Raw genomic sequence first — 15,342 nt, forward strand, 5'->3', positions numbered from 1 at the left:
TTTGCTGTAAAGAGCAGAGGCAGCGCGCAGAGGCGCTGCCTGAAAGCGTTATAACAAACGGCGCGCCGCTTCCACCACAATTTTTACCGCATCGCTCTCGGTCTGCTTCATGGCGGCCGCATCCGGGATCTCTTTCTGGGTGCGGTTGACGATGACGCCCGCCACCATGCCCGCACGCAGCCCCTGGCTGGCGCACATCGTCAGCAGCGTCGCAGACTCCATCTCATAGTTAAGCACGCCCATCTGCTGCCACTCCTTCATCGAGCCCTGGAAGCGGCTGACCACGCGGCCGGAGAAGGTATCGTAACGCTCCTGGCCTGGATAAAAGGTGTCGGACGAGGCGGTAACGCCGATATGGGTGGTCGCGCCGCTCGCTTCCGCTGCTGCAACCAGCGCAGTGGTGCAGGCGAAATCCGCTACGGCAGGAAACTCCAGCGGCGCGAAGTGCTGGCTGGCGCCGTCGAGACGCACCGCGCCGGTAGTGACCAGCACGTCGCCGACGTTAATGTGCGGCTGAATAGCGCCGGTGGTGCCGACGCGCAGGAAGGTACGCACGCCAAGCTGCGCCAGCTCTTCTACCGCGATAGAGGTCGACGGGCCGCCGATGCCGGTGGAGCAGACGACCACAGGCTTGCCGTCCAGCTTCGCCAGCCAGGAGGTGAATTCACGGTGCGACGCCAGAGGCTGGGCGTCCGCCATCAGCCCGGCAATTTTCTTTACGCGCTCCGGATCGCCGGGAACGATAGCCAGGGTCGCGCCCTGCAGATCGGCTTTGGTCAGGCCAAGGTGGAAAACGTCAGACATAGCATACTCCTGAACAGGGAAGTGAAGCGCGCCACTCTACGTCAGCGCAGCGCAAATTTGTGTGATAACAGTCACTATCAAAAATGAATATTACATTTTACATAGATAACAATGAGATCTAAGTCACATAACTAAGCCATTGAGAACGCCATTGCTACAAGCTGTGTGCGTCGGGCTTTGCACCAATGTTAAAGAGGAGAGTGTTTTTGCTTGCTCCCTACTCTGTTCCCGGTCTCTGGTCCAGACGTCATCTGGCCAGGCTATAGTTACGTGATTGCGCTACTGCCAGCACGGAGAAAAAAATGAAAACCGAAGACAATATGGCACAAAAATCATCGACGGGCGGCTTTGCACCTGCAGTACAGCCGACCGCCTCAACCACGATTCATACTGACAGCCACGCTATTCAGGCAGGCGAAACCTCGGTGCCGAGCCAGGGCGAGAATATGCCCGCTTACTACGCCAGACCGAAAGAGGCGAACGGTCCGCTGCCGGTGGTGCTGGTGGTGCAGGAGATCTTTGGCGTGCACGAACATATTCGTGATATTTGCCGTCGGCTGGCGCTGGAGGGCTATCTGGCCGTGGCGCCGGAGCTCTATTTTCGCGAAGGCGACCCGAACGATTACAACGATATTCCTACCCTGTTCAGCGAGCTGGTCAGCAAAGTGCCAGACAGCCAGGTGCTTTCCGATCTCGACCACGCCGCCAACTGGGCCGGCCGCAACGGCGGCGATATTCGCCGTATGGGCATTACCGGCTTCTGCTGGGGCGGCCGCATCAGCTGGCTTTACGCCGCGCACAATCCGCAGCTGCGCGCCGCCGTCGCCTGGTATGGCCGCCTCATCGGCGAGAAAACCATGAAGCAGCAGAAGCATCCGATCGATATCGCCGTGGATTTAGGCGCGCCGGTGCTGGGCCTCTACGGCGGCCAGGACGATGGCATTCCGCTGGAGAGCGTGGAGCAGATGCGTCAGGCGCTGCACGCCGCTAACGCCAAAGCGGAGATCGTCGTCTATCCCGACGCGGGCCACGCCTTTAACGCCGACTATCGACCGAGCTATCACGCCGAATCGGCGCAGGATGGCTGGGCCCGCATGCTGACGTGGTTTAAGCAGTTCGGCGTCGTCTGATTACGCACGCAATAAAAAAGGGGCGCCTCAGCGCCCCGACCTCAACAGCAACGTACCCTAAACCGGGGCATTTTCGCCGCGCAGTTTCTTCGCCGCCTCCACCATGTTCGCCAGCGCCTGACGGGTTTCCGTCCAGCCGCGCGTTTTCAGGCCGCAGTCCGGGTTGACCCACAGACGCGCTTGCGGAATGCGCTGCGCCGCTTTACGCAGCAGATTCTCTATCCACTGGACGCTCGGCACGTTCGGCGAATGAATATCGTAAACGCCGGGGCCGATTTCGTTCGGATACTCAAATGCCTTAAAGGCTTCCAGCAGATCCATATCGGAACGCGAGGTTTCGATGGTGATGACGTCGGCATCCAGCGCCGCGATGGACGCCATGATGTCGTTGAATTCGCAATAACACATATGGGTGTGGATCTGGGTGTCGTCTTTCGCCACCGCGGCGTTAAGGCGGAAGGCGTCTACCGCCCACTTCAGGTAGGCGGACCAGTCGGACTGGTGCAGCGGCAGGCCTTCGCGCAGCGCCGGCTCGTCAATCTGGATAATGCCGATGCCGGCCGCTTCGAGATCGGCGACCTCGTCGCGCAGCGCCAGCGCGATTTGCTTCGCGATGGTTTCGCGCGACACGTCTTCGCGCGGGAAGGACCAGCAGAGAATGGTTACCGGGCCGGTCAGCATCCCTTTCACCGGCTTGTCGGTCAGCGACTGCGCATAGGTCGCCCACTCCACGGTAATCGGCCGCGGGCGGCTGACGTCGCCGATAATCACCGGCGGCTTGACGCAGCGCGAGCCGTAGCTCTGCACCCAGCCGTTTTGGGTGAAGACGAAACCCTCCAGGTTTTCGCCGAAGTACTCCACCATGTCGTTACGCTCCGCTTCGCCGTGTACCAATACGTCGAGGCCCAGGCGCTCCTGCTCGGCGATCGCCTGTTTAATATGCTGCGCAATGCCGGTGCGGTAGCTGGCGCCGTCGATATCGCCTTTTTTGAAATCGAGGCGCAGGCCGCGGATCTCAGTGGTCTGCGGAAAAGAACCGATGGTGGTGGTCGGCCAGGCTGGCAGATTAAAGCGGCTGCGCTGCGCACGGGCGCGCTCGGCGTAGGGGCTGGCACGCTCGGTATCCTGCGTGGAGATCGCCGCCAGACGCCTGCCGACCGCCGCATTGTGAACGCGGCTGGAGTGGGCGCGGTTGCGAATCGGCGCGCTCCAGGCCTCCAGCGAGGCCGCGTCGTTATGGTTGAGCGCGTCGCTCAACAGCTTCAGTTCGCCGCATTTTTGCAGCGCGAAGGCGAACCAGCTTTTTACTTCGTCATCGAGGCGGGTCTCTGCACGCAGATCGATCGGGCTATGCAGCAGCGAGCAAGAGGTGCCGATCCACAGCAGATCGCGCTGGCCGAGCAGCGGCTGCAGGCGCTGGTACCAGCGGCTCAGGTCGGCGCGCCATACGTTGCGGCCGTTGATAACGCCGAGCGACAGCAGCCACGCTGCCGGTAACTGCTGGTTTAGCTGTGCGAGGTCGTCGCGGCCGTGCACCAGATCGACATGCAGCCCCTGCACCGGCAGCGCGCGAATAACTTCAAGGTTCTGGCCGATGCTGTCGAAATAGGTGGTCAGCAGCAGCTTCACGTTGCCCTGCAGCGCCTGGTAAGCGGGCCTGAACGCTTCGCGCCACGCCTGCGGCAGCTCCAGCGATAGCGCCGGCTCGTCAATCTGCACCCACTCGACGTCGCGCTTTTTCAGCTCGGCCAGCACCTGCTGGTAAACCGGCAGAAGGTCATTCAGCAGCGACAGGCGGTCGAACGGCTCGCCTTTGACTTTGCCCAGCCAGATATAGGTTACGGGGCCGAGCAGCACCGGCTTCACCTTATGGCCCAGCGCCAGCGCTTCGTCCACTTCGTCCAGCAGCTGGGTCCAGGCAAGTTTGAAAGACTGGCCTTTTGTGAACTCCGGCACGATGTAGTGATAGTTGGTGTTAAACCATTTGGTCATCTCGGCGGCGGCGGCAGGTTCGCCCGTTGGCGCCCGGCCGCGCGCAATGCGAAACAGCGTATCGAGGTCGATGGCCCCGTCTTTATTCTGATGGCGCGCCGGAACATTGCCCAGCATCAGGCTGGTGGTCAGCACATGATCGTACCAGGCGAAGTCGCCCACCGGCAGCAGATCGACCCCCGCCTCTTTCTGCTGCTGCCAGTGGCGGGCGCGCAGCTCGCGTCCGACCGCCAGCAGCTCTTGCTGAGTCGCTTTTCCCGCCCAGTAGCTCTCCTGCGCTTTTTTCAGTTCGCGACGCAGGCCGACGCGGGGAAAGCCGAGGCTGTGGTTCAGAATTGTCATACGCTGTTCTCCCGATAATTTTTCTTTGGCGTCGTCTGGCAGCCAAAGATGTTTAGCCGTCCAGATGTTTACACCGCTATATTCTGCGGGTAGTGTATGTTGCTCAAGCGCAAATTGTTCAATCTCCATGTGAAGGACGCTCATGATCGAACTTAAGCACCTGCGGACGCTTCAGGCTCTGCGTAATACTGGCTCGCTGGCCGCCGCCGCCGCGCAGCTTCATCAGACGCAATCGGCGTTGTCGCATCAGTTCAGCGATCTCGAGCAGCGTCTGGGATTCCGCCTGTTCGTGCGCAAAAGCCAGCCGCTGCGCTTCACGCCGCAGGGCGAAATTCTGCTGCAGCTGGCGGAGCAGGTGCTGCCGCAAATCCAGCAGGCGCTACAGGCATGCCACGAGCCTTATCAGGCGACGCTGCGCATCGCTATTGAGTGCCACAGCTGCATCCAGTGGCTGACGCCGGCGCTGGACAACTTTCGTCAGAGCTGGCCGCAGGTAGTGATGGATTTTAAATCGGGCGTGACCTTTGATCCGCAGCCTGCTCTGCAGCAGGGCGAGCTGGACGTGGTGCTCACTTCCGATATCCTGCCGCGCAGCGGCCTGCACTACACGCCGATGTTCGACTTCGAAGTGCGCCTGGTGTTGGCGCCCGATCATCCGCTGGCGCAGGTCGAGCACATCACTCCCGAGGCCCTGGCGCAGGAGGTGCTGATGATCTATCCGGTGCAGCGCCAGCGGCTGGATATCTGGCGGCACTTTCTTCAGCCGGCAGGCGTCAGCCCGGCCTTGAAGAGCGTCGACAATACGCTGCTGCTGATTCAGATGGTGGCGGCGCGCATGGGCATCGCCGCGCTGCCGCACTGGGTCGTCGAGAGCTTTGAAAAGCAGGGATTAATCGTGACGAAAACCCTGGGCGAAGGGCTGTGGAGCCGCCTTTATGCCGCCGTGCGCGACGGGGAGCAGCGTCAGCCGGTGCTGGAAGCCTTTACCCGCTTTGCGCGGCAGCACGCCTGCGAACACCTGCCGTTCGTGCGCGATGCGGCGCTTCCCGGCGCGATTTTGCAACGCTGAGCCGCAAATTCCCCTATAATGCGCAGCCTGTTAAACGACCATGAGAAAATCTCACCATGACCAATAACGATATTTTGCGCAGCGTGCGCTTTATGCTGAATTTAAGCGATGCCAAAGTGGTGGAGATTTTCGCACTGACCGACTGCGAAGTCGCGCTGAGCGACGTGCAGGCGTGGCTGAAAAAAGAGGACGACGCCGCGTTTAAACCGCTGCCGGACGTGCTGATGGGCTATTTTCTCAACGGCCTGATTTTCTTCCGTCGCGGCAAAAGCGAAGAGATGCCAGCGCCCTCGATCGAACGCCGCATGAACAACAACATTTTCATGAAAAAACTGCGCATCGCGTTCGATTTAAAAACTACCGATATTCCCGCGGTGCTGGCTAAGGCGAACTTCTCGGTTTCTCAGGCGGAAATCGGCGCCATTTTCCGCAAGCCGGATCATAAAAACTATCGCGAATGCGGCGATCAGATTATGCGTAACTTTTTAAAGGGGCTGACCCTGACGCTGCGCCCGACGCAGCCGGCAAAAGCCAGCCCGACGCAGGCGGCGAAAAGCGCGCCGTCGCAGGCCACGAAAACCAGCCCGGCGCAGTCGGTAAAATCCGCTCCGTCGAAGACGGCGAAACCTCGCCCGGCACAGCCGCCGAAAGACAGAAAATAGTTCCGCCGCCAGGCGCGCGACGGCCGTCAGGGCGACCTTCGCCGTCCTGACGGGATATACGCCTCAGCGACTGCGTATCACCCAGCGCTTATGCACATATAGCGAGGCGAAAATCACCAGCGCGCCAGCGATAAAACTGGGCCAGTGCGGCTTCTGCTGCCAGATAGCCAGATTCACCAGCAGCCCCGCCGGGACATGCATATTGTTCATAATGCCCAGCGTGCCCGCATCGACCTGCGTGGCGCCGTAGTTCCACATAAAATAGCCCAGCCCCGACGCCGCCACGCCCAGCCATACCAGAATGCCCCACTGCAGCGAGGTGGTCGGCAGTTTCGCGGGGTTGCCCCACAGGCACCAGGCGATAATCGCAATCAGCACCGCACCGAGATAAAACCAGGAAAAGGCGGTGTGCTGTGGCATCGGCCGGGTTTCCTGCAGCCGTTTATAGCCCACCATGCCCACGGCAAAGCAGATATTCGCCAGCTGCACCAGCAGCAGGCCGAACCAGAAATGATCGCTAACCTTGTCGTAGCGAATAATCGCCGCGCCCGCGACCGCCAGCAGCGCGCTGAAGGCGTAGCCGATGCGCAGCGGGCGCTTGCTGATCACATCATAAATCAGGGTGACATAGAGCGGCGTCATGACGGTAAACAGCAGGAATTCGGACACGCTGAGATAGAGATAGGCTTCGAAGCTAATCAGGTACATGATGCCGAGCTGCAGCATCCCCACCAGCATATAGAGCAGCAGCGTCGACGGACGATAGCCGCGCCAGCGCAAAAAAGGCAAAAACACCAGCGCCGCCAGCGCCAGGCGCATTAAAACGGAGAACCAGGTGTCCACCTGCCCCGCCAGATATTCTCCGATCAGGCTAAAGGAGAACGCCCAAAGAATAGTGGTAACGATCAGTAACAGCACAGCGTCGATCCTGCATAAAAAGAGAGGCCGCTAGTGTAATCAATGTGCTGCAACGCCGCGGCGCTTTCTGGTTGACAACTGCTCGCAAAAGAAACGATCGGCGCAAACATGAGTGAATGTTTTATAAACGATGCGCGTTTAGCGTCATTTAGTGACATTATCCTGCCGCAATTGTCATAAAAGTGTAACAAATGTGTCAACTATCACAGCCAGCATGCGCGAAAAGCGCCATGATAGACGCGAAAAGGAACATGGCGGCGACCTCTGGAACGCGTCGCCCATTTCCACAATGACGACACGCCTGGGAGGGCAGTTATGCTGAGCATCTTTAAACCCGCGCCGCATCGATCACAGGTAGCGGAAGATCAGGTTGATCCTTTATATCGCCGTCTGCGCTGGCAGATCTTCTTCGGTATCTTCTTTGGTTACGCCGCCTACTATCTGGTACGCAAAAATTTTGCGCTGGCGATGCCCTATCTGGTCGAGCAGGGCTTTTCGCGCGGCGACCTCGGTTTTGCGCTTTCCGGCATTTCGATTGCGTACGGCTTCTCAAAATTTATTATGGGTTCGGTTTCGGATCGCTCGAATCCGCGCGTGTTTCTGCCTGCCGGACTGATCCTCGCCGCCGCGGTGATGCTGTTTATGGGCTTCGTGCCCTGGGCGACCTCCAGCATTATGGTGATGTTCGCGCTGCTGTTTGCCTGCGGCTGGTTTCAGGGCATGGGCTGGCCGCCTTGCGGGCGCACCATGGTGCACTGGTGGTCGCAGAAAGAGCGCGGCGGCATCGTTTCGGTGTGGAACTGCGCGCATAACGTCGGCGGCGGCCTGCCGCCGCTGCTGTTTCTGCTCGGCATGGCGTGGTTTAACGACTGGAAAGCGGCGCTCTATATGCCCGCTTTCGCCGCCATCGCCGTGGCGCTGGTCGCCTTCGCGCTGATGCGCGATACGCCGCAGTCCTGCGGCTTGCCGCCTATCGAGGCGTACAAGCATGACTACCCGCCGGACTACAGCGCCACGCACGAAGAGGAGCTGACGGCGAAACAGATCTTCACCCAGTATGTGCTGCCCAACAAGCTGCTGTGGTATATCGCGCTGGCGAACGTCTTTGTCTACCTGCTGCGCTACGGCATTCTCGACTGGTCGCCCACCTACCTGAAAGAGGTGAAGCACTTCACGCTGGATAAATCCTCCTGGGCCTACTTCCTGTACGAATACGCCGGCATTCCCGGCACGCTGCTGTGTGGCTGGATGTCGGATAAGGTGTTCAAGGGAAATCGCGGCGCGACAGGCGTCTTCTTTATGACGCTGGTGACCATCGCCACGGTAGTCTACTGGTTTAACCCGGCGGGCAATCCCGGCGTGGATATGGCCTGCATGATTATCATCGGCTTTCTGATTTACGGTCCGGTAATGCTGATTGGCCTGCATGCGCTGGAGCTGGCGCCGAAAAAAGCGGCGGGCACCGCCGCAGGCTTTACCGGCCTGTTCGGCTATCTCGGCGGTTCGGTCGCGGCCAGCGCCATCGTCGGCTATACCGTCGACTTCTTCGGCTGGAACGGCGGTTTTCTGGTGATGGTGGTAGGCTGCGTGCTGGCGGTGATCCTGCTGCTGTTGACCATGATTAACGAACGCAAGCACAAGCAGCAGCTGGCGTCATAAAGAGAGAGGCCGGCATTGCGCCGGCCTCTTGCGTCAGGATAAAAACAGCGTGCGCAGCGTATGTGGCACGGCATCATCCGCATTGCTGCCGATCACTTCCAGGTCCGGCAGCCTGTCCTTCAAGCGCTGGTGGGCATTGCGCATAATGCAGCCCTTGCCCGCCATGCTCAGCATCTCCACGTCATTCATGCCGTCGCCGAAGGCGATGCACGCCTTGAGCGAGTGCCCCAGCTGCTTCGCCACCGCTTCCAGCGCGTGCCCCTTCGACACGCCGCCCGCCATCACCTCCAGGCAGGTCGGCAGCGAAAAGCTGACGTTAACGCGATCGCCCCAGCGCGCTTGCAGCGCCAGTTCGAGCGGGATCAGCGCCTCGGGATCGTCGCTGGTGAAAAAGACCTTGCTGATATTGTCGCCCGGCAGCATGCCTGGCTCATACACCTGATAAGTGAATACCGACTCGCGGAAATAGTCCTGCTCCGCCGGATGGGTGCGGCTCATAAACCATTCGTCGTCGCGATAGACGTGCGTCAGGATGGCGGGATTAGCATAGTGCAGGCCGTAAAGCTCCAGCGCGATATCTTCGTCAAGGTTATGGCTGAACACCAGCTCGCCCTCGGCGTTGTGCACGCGCGCGCCGTTAGAGGTGATCATATAAGCGGGAATGCCCAGCTTGTCGCGCATCTGCCCCACGTCGATGTAATGACGGCCGGTGGCGAAAACAAAGTGGATATCGCGCGCCACCAGCTGTTGCAGAATATCGTGGGCATAGGGCGTTAGCCGATGTTCGGGAGAGAGCAGCGTGCCATCCAGATCGGATGCGACGATTTGAAACATGAAAACCTCAGGTATTGTTATAGGCCGTAGCCGGTAAGATAACTTTTCGAATCAGGAATGCGCCTCGAAGAAGTCGACCAGCGCATTCAGCGCTTCGGCGCGCATGACATCTTTTTCAAACAGAATTTCGTGGCGCGCCTCTTTAATAACGCGCGTCTCGCAGGGATGGCCCGCCTGCGCCATCGCCGCGCAAAAAAGATCCTGCGAACGGTTGTCCACCACGCGATCCTCGCCCGCCTGCAGCAGCAAAAGCGGCGTGGCGATGGTGCTGGCCAGGCTCAGAATATTGCGTCCGGCGTGAATGCCTTCGCGCACCCAGTGATAGGTCGGTCCGCCGACGCGGATAGCGGGATCGTCAGCGTAAAAACGCAGGCTGCGGCGATAGCGCTCCGCGCTGTGCGTCAGGCGATTGATACCAAACGGATGCGCGCGCCAGCGTCCGGTGCCGAGCGCATAGCCATCGCGGATCGCCGGTCGCTTCTCCGCCCAGTCGAGGATACGGTTCGCCAGGAAAGAGGGCATAGGCAGCGCAATGCCGAACATCGGGGCCACCAGCGTCACCGCATGAAACGCCTGCGGCTGGCGCGCCAGAAAAAGCGTCAGGATCGCGCCGCCCATCGAATGCGCCAGCGCGTAGCGGTGCTGGTAGTGGCCGCCAACAATCTCTTTCAGATAGAGCGTCTCTAAGTCGTCGACGTAGTGCGTGAACTCTACTACATGACCGCGGTGGGTATCCTGCAGCAGCCGATCGGATCGCCCCTGCCCGCGATGGTCGAGGATCACCACGTCAAAGCCGCAGTGAAACAGGTCGTACGCCAGTTCGGGATATTTGACGTAGCTTTCGATGCGCCCAGGCACGATAAGAATAACGCGCTTATGATGCGGCGCGGTGAAGCGCACATAACGCAGAGTGACGTTTTCCACGCCGACGAATTCACGCTCTTCGCGCCGGTGCCAGAAGTCGAGCAGCGGACCGTGCGCAAAGGCGGCAAAGGCTTTTTCCCGATTGAGCCAGCTCGCTTTATGTCGTTCCATCTATCCCCCTGCAGACGCGCAACCGACCTGTCGCGAGCCGCGCATGCGGCCCGTAGCGTCACGCTTGTTTCTGGCGTATTGTGTCATATTTCCGCCCAGACAGGGAGCGCAACCCATGACCACTGAATGGTGGCTGACCTACCTTCTCACCACCACTATCCTCAGCCTATCGCCCGGTTCCGGCGCGATTAATACCATGAGCACCGGCATCAGCCACGGCTATCGCGGCGCAGCGGCCTCGATCAGCGGCCTGCAGCTTGGCCTGGCAATCCATATCGTGCTGGTGGGGATCGGGCTAGGCGCCCTCTTTTCCCAGTCGCTGCTGGCGTTTGAAGTGCTGAAGTGGGCAGGCGCGGCCTACCTGGTGTGGCTGGGCATTCAGCAATGGCGCTCTGCGGGCGCGATCGATCTTGACGCGGTGGCGAAAGCGACGCCGCGCCGCCGCCTGTTCAAGCGCGCGGTACTGGTGAACCTGACCAACCCAAAAAGCATCGTCTTCCTCGCCGCGCTGTTTCCGCAGTTCATTCTGCCGCACCAGCCGCAGGCGATGCAGTACCTGGTGCTGGGCGCCACCACTATTGTCGTCGATATCATCGTGATGATCGGCTACGCCACGCTGGCGACGCGCATTGCGGCCTGGATCAAGGGACCGAAGCAGATGAAGCTGCTAAACCGGATCTTTGGCGGGCTGTTTATGGCGGTAGGCGCGCTACTGGCAAGCGCGCGCAGAATAGCGTAACGCTGTGAGCGCTTATGCTCAGGCCGTCGGCGGCGCAGTCAGGTTGCGGGCGGACAGCGCGCAGTCGCCGGAGCGTACATTTAGTACGTGAGGACGACGAGCACTGCCCAACCGCAAGCTGACAAGTAAGCCAGGCTCTAACGAGTAAGGATGAGGTGGATGCCGAAACCGGCGAACAGCACACCCGCCACGCCATCAACCCACTTCGCCGCGCGCTGATATTTGTCGCGCATCCACGGCAGGGCGAAAATGGCCGCTACCAGCGTGAACCACGCAAAGGTCTCGCCGACAATCAGCAGGAACAGGCCCCAGCGCTCCAGCGCGCCGATATCATTGCCAACAAACAGCGAGAAGACGCTGCCGAAATAGATAATCGCTTTCGGATTAGAGAGATTGGTGAGAAAACCTTTAAAAAAGCTTCTGCCCTTTTTCGGCAGTTCCACCACCGGCGCATCCTGCACCGGCTGCTTATGGCGCTGACGCGCCGAGCTGAGCAGCTGCCAGCCCATCCACAGCAGATAGAGGCCGCCGCCGACCATGATGATCTGATGCAGCCAGGCCATCTTCTCCAGGATCAGGTGCAGCCCCATCAGCGCGACGCCCGCCCAGATCACGATCCCCAGCGTAATGCCGAGCACGCCCATCATCGCCTCTTTGCGCGAGCGGCTGGCGGCGGTTTGCGAAACAAAAAAGAAGTCCGGTCCGGGACTCATCAGCGCGACCAGATGCACCAGCGCGACGGTGGCAAATAACATCAGCATAGGTAGTGTCCTTTACTCTTCATCATCAAGATGCTCTTTGATCATCACCAGAAAAGGTTTGCCAAAGCGCTCCAGTTTGCGGTGGCCGACGCCGTTAACGCTCAGCATCTCCGACGCCGTTACCGGCATCTGCTCCGCCATCTCAATCAGCGTAGCGTCGTTAAACACGACGTAAGGCGGGATATTCTCTTCGTCGGCAATCGCTTTACGCAGCTTGCGCAGCTTGGCGAACAGCTTGCGATCGTAATTGCCGCCGTAAATTTTCGGCGAGCTGCTGCTTTTCGGCTTCGCCGCGTTAAGGCGCGGCACCGCCAGCATCAGCGGCACTTCGCCGCGCAGCACCGGACGCGCCGCTTCCGTCAGCTGCAGCGCGGAGTGCATGGCGATATTCTGCGTCACCAGCCCAAGGTGGATCAGCTGACGCAGCACGCTGACCCAGTGCTCGTGGCTCTGCTCGCGGCCGATGCCGTAAACCGGCAGTTTGTCATGGCCCTGGTCGCGAATGCGCTGGTTATTGGCGCCGCGCAGCACCTCGACCACATAGCCCATGCCGAAACGCTGCCCGACGCGATAGATACAGGAGAGCGCTTTCTGCGCTTCCACCAGGCCATCATAACGCTTCGGCGGATCGAGACAGATGTCGCAGTTGTCGCACGGCTGCTGACGTCCCTCGCCGAAATAGTTCAGCAGTACCAGACGTCGGCAAGTTTGCGCTTCGGCGAACGCGCCCATGGCGTTGAGCTTATGGCGTTCGATATCCTGCAGCGGGCCCGGCGCTTTCTCTTCCAGGCATTTGCGCAGCCACGCCATATCCGCCGGGTCGTAGAGCATCATCGCTTCGGCCGGCAGCCCGTCGCGTCCGGCGCGACCGGTTTCCTGATAATAGGATTCGATATTGCGCGGTATGTCGAAGTGCACCACGAAGCGCACGTTGGGCTTATTGATGCCCATACCGAACGCCACCGTCGCTACCACGATCTGCAGATCGTCGCGCTGAAACGCCTCCTGCACCCGGGCGCGCTGCGCGCTGTCGATGCCGGCATGATAGGCGCCGACGCTCAGCCCGCGGCTCTGCAGACGCGCAGCGGTGTCTTCGACCTTGGCGCGGCTGTTGCAGTAGATAATGCCGCTTTTGCCGCGCTGATCCTGAACATAGCGCAGCAGCTGCTCGGTCGGCTTGAACTTTTCCACCAGCGTATAGCGAATGTTAGGACGGTCGAAGCTGCTGATCTGAATCAGCGGGTCCTGCATATCCAGCAGATGAACGATATCGTTGCGCGTGGTTTCGTCGGCGGTAGCGGTCAGCGCCATTACCGGCAGCTGCGGGAAACGCTGACGCAGCTGCCCCAGCGCGCCATATTCCGGCCGGAAGTCGTGGCCCCACTGCGAAATACAGTGCGCTTCGTCGACAGCCAGCATCGCAGGCTGCCAGTGCGCAAGGCTCTCGAGGAAGTTATCCATCATCAGACGTTCAGGCGCGATATAGAGCAGCCTGACGCGGCCGGTGCGGCAATCCGCCATCACCTGCTGCTGCTGCTCGCGCGTCATGGTGGAGTTGAGGCACGCCGCCGCGACGCCGTTCGCCAGCAGCTGATCCACCTGATCTTTCATCAGCGAAATGAGCGGCGACACGACCAGCGTCAGGCCTTCCTGCACCAGCGCGGGGATCTGATAACAGAGCGATTTGCCGCCGCCGGTAGGCATAACGACCAGACAATCCCGTCCGCTCAGCGCCGCATTGATGATGGTTTGCTGACCGGGACGAAAATGCTGATAGCCGAAGGTATCCTGCAATACCTGCTGCGCCAGCGCTTCCTGATTATGTACTACCGAGATTGCCACTGTATTCCTGTTGTTTTCCGGAGAGTCAGAACAGATCGTTCAGCATGACGCCGACGCCGAGACGCGTCTGACGATGGTTATAGTCGATAAGCGACTCGCCATAACCGCTAAACACCTGGGTATAGAAACGAACGTGTTCGCTGATGGGATAGCTCCAGCCCAGCGTCGCGCCGCCAAAACCGGTATTCCAGTTGTAGTTGCCCTCCACGCTGAAGATATTCTGGCCGGCGACATAACCCAGTTTCAGACGGTAATAGCCCATATATTTAGTGATATCCGGGTTATCGTCTTCGCTGTCCGGTATGCGGTACCAGGGTTTGACTTCGGCGAGGAAGTTGCCGTTCTGCGCCATCAGGCGCGCATAGACGCGGTTCCAGCTGCGCGAAGTCGGGTCGCTGCGGCCGTTGGACTGGTGGTTAAAGCCTACTTCCACATCGCGCAGCGTCCAGCCGGCGAAGTCGTAATCCGTGGCCCAGCCGAGGAAAATCTGCGGCTCGTAGTTGGTTTCGCGAAACGGCGACGACTCGCCGCGGTTCGACAGCTGCCACCAGGAACGCTGCGTATAGGAGGCGGCCAGCACGGAGTTGTCACCCAGAATACCGCGCCACAGCGGAAATGCCAGACTGAGCTGAAATTTCACTTCATCTTTGCGCGCGTTGTCAGCCCAGTTATAGGAGGAGATCGCCTCTTTATTGATGTCGCTGGTGTAGGTATAGAGCAGATAGTTGCTCTCATACGGATAGAGCACAAACGGATTGTCGTGCTTCTCCAGCAGGTTGGCGATAATGCTGCCGCGTACCTCAGGGGTATCGTGGACCTCTTTAACGGTAGCTTCCTCTGCCTGCGCGAGCGCAGGGAGTAACAGGGCGGCTGCTAACAAGGCGCGATGCTTGCGCATAACTTTCTCCGATGAAGGCTGCGTGTCAAATGAATGGGGAGTCATAAAAAGGAGGCCATTCTACACGCAAAAGGCGGTGAAGATGAGCGCTGATTTCCGAAACTGGAAACCCTCTCGCGCGCGGCTTAGAATACACAACTCGTTAACATTTTACGCCGTTAAAGGCGTATTCGCAGGATTACCGCTATGTCATCACTGCTGCTGTCTCAGCAGGAAGCCCGCCAGATGGTGGGCGAAATTTTTGTTTACCATATGCCTTTTAATCAGGCGCTCGGCCTGGAGCTGGATCGGCTGGAGAGCGACTATGCCGAAATCAGCTTCGCCAGCAAAACCATGCTGGTCGGCAACGCGGCGCAGCAGATCCTGCACGGCGGCGTTATCGCCTCGGTGCTGGACGTTGCCGCTGGAATGGTCTGCGTCAGCAACGCCCTGACGCGCGCGGAGAGCATCAGCGAAGAGGAGCTGCGTCAGCGCCTGTCGCGCATGGGCACCATCGATATGCGCGTCGATTATCTGCGGCCCGGCCGCGGCGAGCGCTTTACCGCCACCAGCAGCCTGCTGCGCGCCGGTAACAAGGTGGCGGTGGCACGCGTCGAGCTGCATAACCAGCAGGGCGACTATATCGCCACGGCGACGGCGACCTATTTGATTGGTTAA

At 59.8% G+C, this 15,342-nt stretch carries 13 protein-coding genes and 1 pseudogene; 6 read left to right on the forward strand and 8 right to left on the reverse strand.

From position 1 onward, the window contains the following. Positions 1-48 precede the first annotated feature (48 nt). A complete protein-coding gene (udp, locus tag HA46_RS12385) occupies positions 49-804 on the reverse strand; it encodes a uridine phosphorylase (protein WP_033754632.1) in 756 nt (251 codons plus the stop codon). Positions 805-1,106: 302 nt separating this feature from the next. Between udp and HA46_RS12390 the strand changes: the two genes are divergently transcribed. Then, positions 1,107-1,934 carry a dienelactone hydrolase family protein gene (locus tag HA46_RS12390; RefSeq protein ID WP_084884561.1) on the forward strand — a complete coding sequence of 276 codons (828 nt, stop codon included), beginning with the start codon at positions 1,107-1,109 and terminating at the stop codon, positions 1,932-1,934. Between the two features lie 57 nt (positions 1,935-1,991). Here HA46_RS12390 and metE read toward each other — a convergent pair whose 3' ends face one another. Then, positions 1,992-4,268, reverse strand: coding sequence for a 5-methyltetrahydropteroyltriglutamate--homocysteine S-methyltransferase (metE, locus tag HA46_RS12395; protein WP_084884563.1), 2,277 nt, complete (start codon positions 4,266-4,268; stop codon positions 1,992-1,994). Positions 4,269-4,410: 142 nt separating this feature from the next. Here metE and metR point away from each other — a divergent pair, with 142 nt between their 5' ends. Together metR and HA46_RS12405 are read left to right on the forward strand one after the other, a co-directional pair. Then, positions 4,411-5,337, forward strand: coding sequence for an HTH-type transcriptional regulator MetR (metR, locus tag HA46_RS12400; protein ID WP_033793120.1), 927 nt, complete (start codon positions 4,411-4,413; stop codon positions 5,335-5,337). 56 nt (positions 5,338-5,393) lie between these two features. After that, positions 5,394-5,858, forward strand: a pseudogene (locus tag HA46_RS12405) (YehS family protein); the annotation flags it as partial. A gap of 204 nt (positions 5,859-6,062) precedes the next feature. Here HA46_RS12405 and HA46_RS12410 read toward each other — a convergent pair. Continuing rightward, positions 6,063-6,917 carry a carboxylate/amino acid/amine transporter gene (locus tag HA46_RS12410; protein WP_033793119.1) on the reverse strand — a complete coding sequence of 285 codons (855 nt, stop codon included), beginning with the start codon at positions 6,915-6,917 and terminating at the stop codon, positions 6,063-6,065. A 315-nt stretch (positions 6,918-7,232) separates the two neighbouring features. On the opposite strand from HA46_RS12410, the gene glpT reads away from it, so the two are divergent. Next, entirely contained in the window at positions 7,233-8,576 is a 1,344-nt protein-coding gene (gene glpT / locus HA46_RS12415) for a glycerol-3-phosphate transporter (RefSeq protein WP_033793118.1), read from the forward strand. 33 nt (positions 8,577-8,609) lie between these two features. Here glpT and yigL read toward each other — a convergent pair whose 3' ends face one another. Continuing rightward, positions 8,610-9,410, reverse strand: coding sequence for a sugar/pyridoxal phosphate phosphatase YigL (gene yigL / locus HA46_RS12420; RefSeq protein WP_084884565.1), 801 nt, complete (start codon positions 9,408-9,410; stop codon positions 8,610-8,612). Between the two features lie 51 nt (positions 9,411-9,461). Further along, positions 9,462-10,445, reverse strand: coding sequence for a lysophospholipase L2 (pldB, locus tag HA46_RS12425; protein ID WP_084884567.1), 984 nt, complete (start codon positions 10,443-10,445; stop codon positions 9,462-9,464). A 115-nt stretch (positions 10,446-10,560) separates the two neighbouring features. Between pldB and rhtB the strand changes: the two genes are divergently transcribed. Beyond that, positions 10,561-11,184, forward strand: a complete 624-nt coding sequence (rhtB, locus tag HA46_RS12430) for a homoserine/homoserine lactone efflux protein (protein WP_033754609.1) — start codon at positions 10,561-10,563, stop codon at positions 11,182-11,184. A gap of 137 nt (positions 11,185-11,321) precedes the next feature. Here rhtB and rhtC read toward each other — a convergent pair whose 3' ends face one another. The 3 genes from rhtC to pldA are packed head-to-tail and all read right to left on the reverse strand — an operon-like array spanning position 11,322 to position 14,685. Continuing rightward, positions 11,322-11,945, reverse strand: coding sequence for a threonine export protein RhtC (rhtC, locus tag HA46_RS12435; protein ID WP_033793115.1), 624 nt, complete (start codon positions 11,943-11,945; stop codon positions 11,322-11,324). 12 nt (positions 11,946-11,957) lie between these two features. Further along, positions 11,958-13,787, reverse strand: coding sequence for an ATP-dependent DNA helicase RecQ (gene recQ / locus HA46_RS12440; protein ID WP_033793114.1), 1,830 nt, complete (start codon positions 13,785-13,787; stop codon positions 11,958-11,960). 25 nt (positions 13,788-13,812) lie between these two features. Beyond that, a complete protein-coding gene (pldA, locus tag HA46_RS12445) occupies positions 13,813-14,685 on the reverse strand; it encodes a phospholipase A (protein WP_084884569.1) in 873 nt (290 codons plus the stop codon). A 186-nt stretch (positions 14,686-14,871) separates the two neighbouring features. On the opposite strand from pldA, the gene HA46_RS12450 reads away from it, so the two are divergent. Next, positions 14,872-15,342, forward strand: coding sequence for a thioesterase family protein (locus tag HA46_RS12450; protein ID WP_033793112.1), 471 nt, complete (start codon positions 14,872-14,874; stop codon positions 15,340-15,342).

This window comes from Pantoea septica, from assembly GCF_002095575.1.
GTDB classification, from domain to species: domain Bacteria; phylum Pseudomonadota; class Gammaproteobacteria; order Enterobacterales; family Enterobacteriaceae; genus Pantoea; species Pantoea septica.

Bases quoted from the DNA above. Each gene is read 5' to 3' on its own strand.
- glpT (WP_033793118.1), top strand. From the start codon at position 7,233: ATGCTGAGCATCTTTAAACCCGCGCCGCATCGATCACAGGTAGCGGAA.
- yigL (WP_084884565.1), bottom strand. From the start codon at position 9,410: ATGTTTCAAATCGTCGCATCCGATCTGGATGGCACGCTGCTCTCTCCC.
- pldA (WP_084884569.1), bottom strand. From the start codon at position 14,685: ATGCGCAAGCATCGCGCCTTGTTAGCAGCCGCCCTGTTACTCCCTGCG.
- metR (WP_033793120.1), top strand. From the start codon at position 4,411: ATGATCGAACTTAAGCACCTGCGGACGCTTCAGGCTCTGCGTAATACT.
- metE (WP_084884563.1), bottom strand. From the start codon at position 4,268: ATGACAATTCTGAACCACAGCCTCGGCTTTCCCCGCGTCGGCCTGCGT.
- HA46_RS12450 (WP_033793112.1), top strand. From the start codon at position 14,872: ATGTCATCACTGCTGCTGTCTCAGCAGGAAGCCCGCCAGATGGTGGGC.
- HA46_RS12390 (WP_084884561.1), top strand. From the start codon at position 1,107: ATGAAAACCGAAGACAATATGGCACAAAAATCATCGACGGGCGGCTTT.
- udp (WP_033754632.1), bottom strand. From the start codon at position 804: ATGTCTGACGTTTTCCACCTTGGCCTGACCAAAGCCGATCTGCAGGGC.
- pldB (WP_084884567.1), bottom strand. From the start codon at position 10,445: ATGGAACGACATAAAGCGAGCTGGCTCAATCGGGAAAAAGCCTTTGCC.
- rhtC (WP_033793115.1), bottom strand. From the start codon at position 11,945: ATGCTGATGTTATTTGCCACCGTCGCGCTGGTGCATCTGGTCGCGCTG.
- rhtB (WP_033754609.1), top strand. From the start codon at position 10,561: ATGACCACTGAATGGTGGCTGACCTACCTTCTCACCACCACTATCCTC.